This is a genomic window from Methylobacterium sp. WL18, assembly GCF_008040015.1.
GTDB lineage: Bacteria > Pseudomonadota > Alphaproteobacteria > Rhizobiales > Beijerinckiaceae > Methylobacterium > Methylobacterium mesophilicum.
In genome coordinates, this window is record NZ_VRVD01000678.1 from 1 (window position 1) to 2,434 (window position 2,434).

Consider the following 2,434-nt stretch of genomic DNA (forward strand, 5'->3'; position numbering starts at 1 on the left):
GTGTCGGCCCCGGGATCCCGTGCGGGGCCCGGATCGGTCGGGGCGCGCTCCGGCGCGTCTGGCGTCATCGCGATGCGTGTTCCGGGACCGGACCGTCCGGTCGAGGCAGCGTTCTAAGCTGCATTCGGGTGCGAGTCCCATCGACAAACGGACGATGCCCGGTCGCGGCGTCCGAGGCGCCGCGACCGTGTGCCCCGCGCAACGCGAACCGCTACCGCCCGGCGACCGGTCCGGCCATTCCGTGGCGGCTGCGCAGCTTCACCGCGAGGATCAGCAGGAGCACGCCGAACGCGAACGTGTAGGCGCCGATCCACCAGGTCAGGACCAGGGCGGACATGCCCGGCTCCAGGATCAGCGCGATGCCGAACAGGATCGAGACGAGGCCGCCGAGCCCCAGCCACCAGCGCCCGTAATGCAGGTGCAGCCGGAACGCCGCCGCGATCATCAGCCCGCCGGTGACGAGCGCCCAGGCGGCGAGGAGCAGCACGAAGGCCCAGACCGCGGCGGCCGGCACCAGCACGGCGGCCACGCCCACGACGACGTCGACGATGCCTTCGAGCAGCAGGAAGCCCCAGCGCTCGTGCCGCTGGGCCGCCCGCACCGCGCCGACGATGGCGAAGATCCCGTCGACCAGCATGTAGGCGGCAAACAGGAACACCAGCGACAGCACGAAGGCCTGCGGAGCCGCGAAGGCGACGATGCCGAACAGGATCGCGACGACGCCGCGCAGGGCGATGAGCCACCAGTTCCGGGCGAGCACCGTGCTCATGGCGTCCAGGCGGGCGGTGCCGGTCAGCGGGATGCCCGAGGGCGACGTCGCGCTCGAACCGATGCCGGATCCGGGCGGTCTCGGGGACGGGGTGCTGGTCATGGCGGAACTCCGAAGCGCGTCGGGCGCATGCCCGGCCGACCCGCCCGCAGAACGCTGCACTGCGACAAGCGTTCCTGAACGCGGCCGCCGACGGGCCGGAACCTTGGCGCGGCCGCCGGCTTTTGCTGACCGAGGCGGGCACGAACAGAGCCCGGCCGCCGCAGGGTGGCCGGCCCATCCGGTGGTGATGAGACGCCATGTTTGACGATCAGCGGCAGGCCCGCCACCGCGAGAAGATGGAGAAGCGCAAGGCCGTGCAGGACGCCGAGGTGGCGGCCAAGACCGTCGAGAAGGGCCTGCTCCTAGTCCATACCGGCCCCGGCAAGGGCAAGAGCACGGCGGCGCTCGGGCTGATGCTGCGGGCGCTCGGCCGCGGCTGGCGGGTCGGCATGGTGCAGTTCATCAAGGGCGGCTGGGATACCGGCGAGCGTCACGCGGTCGCGGCCTTCGGCGACCGTGTCGCCTGGCACACGCTGGGGGAGGGGTTCACCTGGGAGACCCAGGACAAGGCCCGGGACATCGCCGCCTGCCGCCACGCCTGGGCCGTGGCCGAGGGCCTGATGGCCGATCCGACGATTCGCCTGCTCGTCCTCGACGAACTCAACATCGCGCTGCGCTACGACTATCTCGACCTCGACGCCGTGGTCGCCGCGCTCACGCGCCGCCGGCCGGACCTGCACGTGGTCGTCACCGGCCGCAACGCCAAGCCGGCCCTGATCGAGGCCGCCGACCTCGTCACCGAGATGGGCAGCGTGAAGCACCACTTCTCGGCCGGCGTGAAGGCTCAGGAGGGGATCGAGTTCTGAAGCCCGCGCGCAAGAAGGCCCTGATGATCCAGGGCACCGGCTCCGATGTCGGCAAGTCGCTGCTCGTGGCGGGGTTGGCGCGCGCCTTCGCCGACCGGGGCTTGGCGGTGCGGCCGTTCAAGCCGCAGAACATGTCGAACAACGCCGCCGTCACGCAGGATGGCGGCGAGATCGGCCGGGCCCAGGCGCTCCAGGCCCGGGCCGCCCGGGTGGCGCCGTCCGTGCACATGAACCCGGTGCTGCTCAAGCCCCAGAGCGAGGTCGGCTCCCAGGTGGTGGTGCAGGGCCGGATGGTCGCCACCGTGAAGGCGCGCGACTACCAGGCCTGGAAGCCCCGGCTGATGCCCGCCGTCCTGGAGAGTTTTTCGCGACTGGCCGCGGAGGCCGACCTGGTGCTTGTCGAGGGCGCGGGCTCGGCCTCCGAGGTGAACCTCCGGGCCGGCGACATCGCCAATATGGGCTTTGCCCGGGCCACCGATACGCCGGTCGTGCTGGTCGGCGACATCGACCGGGGCGGGGTGATCGCGAGCCTCGTCGGCACCAAGGCCGTGATCGACCCCGCCGACGCCGCGATGATCGCCGGCTTCATCGTCAACCGCTTCCGGGGCGATCCGAGCCTGTTCGCCGACGGCATGCGGCTGATCGCCGAGCGGACCGGCTGGGCGCCGCTGGGCCTGGTGCCGCATTTCCCCGAGGCCGTGCGCCTGCCGGCCGAGGACGTGCTCGGGCTGGCGGGCTCCGGGCCGCGTCCGGCCGG

Annotated in this window: 3 protein-coding genes; 2 read left to right on the plus strand and 1 reads right to left on the minus strand. The window is 72.2% G+C overall.

Going from position 1 to position 2,434, the window contains the following annotated elements; translation table 11 throughout:
* Window positions 1–211 precede the first annotated feature (211 nt).
* A complete protein-coding gene (locus tag FV228_RS26855) occupies window positions 212–871 on the minus strand; it encodes an HdeD family acid-resistance protein (protein WP_147857309.1) in 660 nt (219 codons plus the stop codon).
* 197 nt (window positions 872–1,068) lie between these two features.
* Between FV228_RS26855 and cobO the strand changes: the two genes are divergently transcribed.
* Window positions 1,069–1,677 (plus strand): cob(I)yrinic acid a,c-diamide adenosyltransferase, encoded by a 609-nt coding sequence (gene cobO, locus FV228_RS26860; protein ID WP_147857310.1) that lies wholly within the window; start codon window positions 1,069–1,071, stop codon window positions 1,675–1,677.
* Between the two features lie 23 nt (window positions 1,678–1,700).
* Window positions 1,701–2,434: cobyric acid synthase (locus FV228_RS26865; protein WP_147857311.1), on the plus strand; the 734-nt coding region annotated here is incomplete at its 3' end.

What these genes read in the sequence shown, in the direction of transcription:
- FV228_RS26855 (WP_147857309.1), bottom strand. Translation starts at nt 871, where the DNA reads ATGACCAGCACCCCGTCCCCGAGACCGCCCGGATCCGGCATCGGTTCG.
- cobO (WP_147857310.1), top strand. Translation starts at nt 1,069, where the DNA reads ATGTTTGACGATCAGCGGCAGGCCCGCCACCGCGAGAAGATGGAGAAG.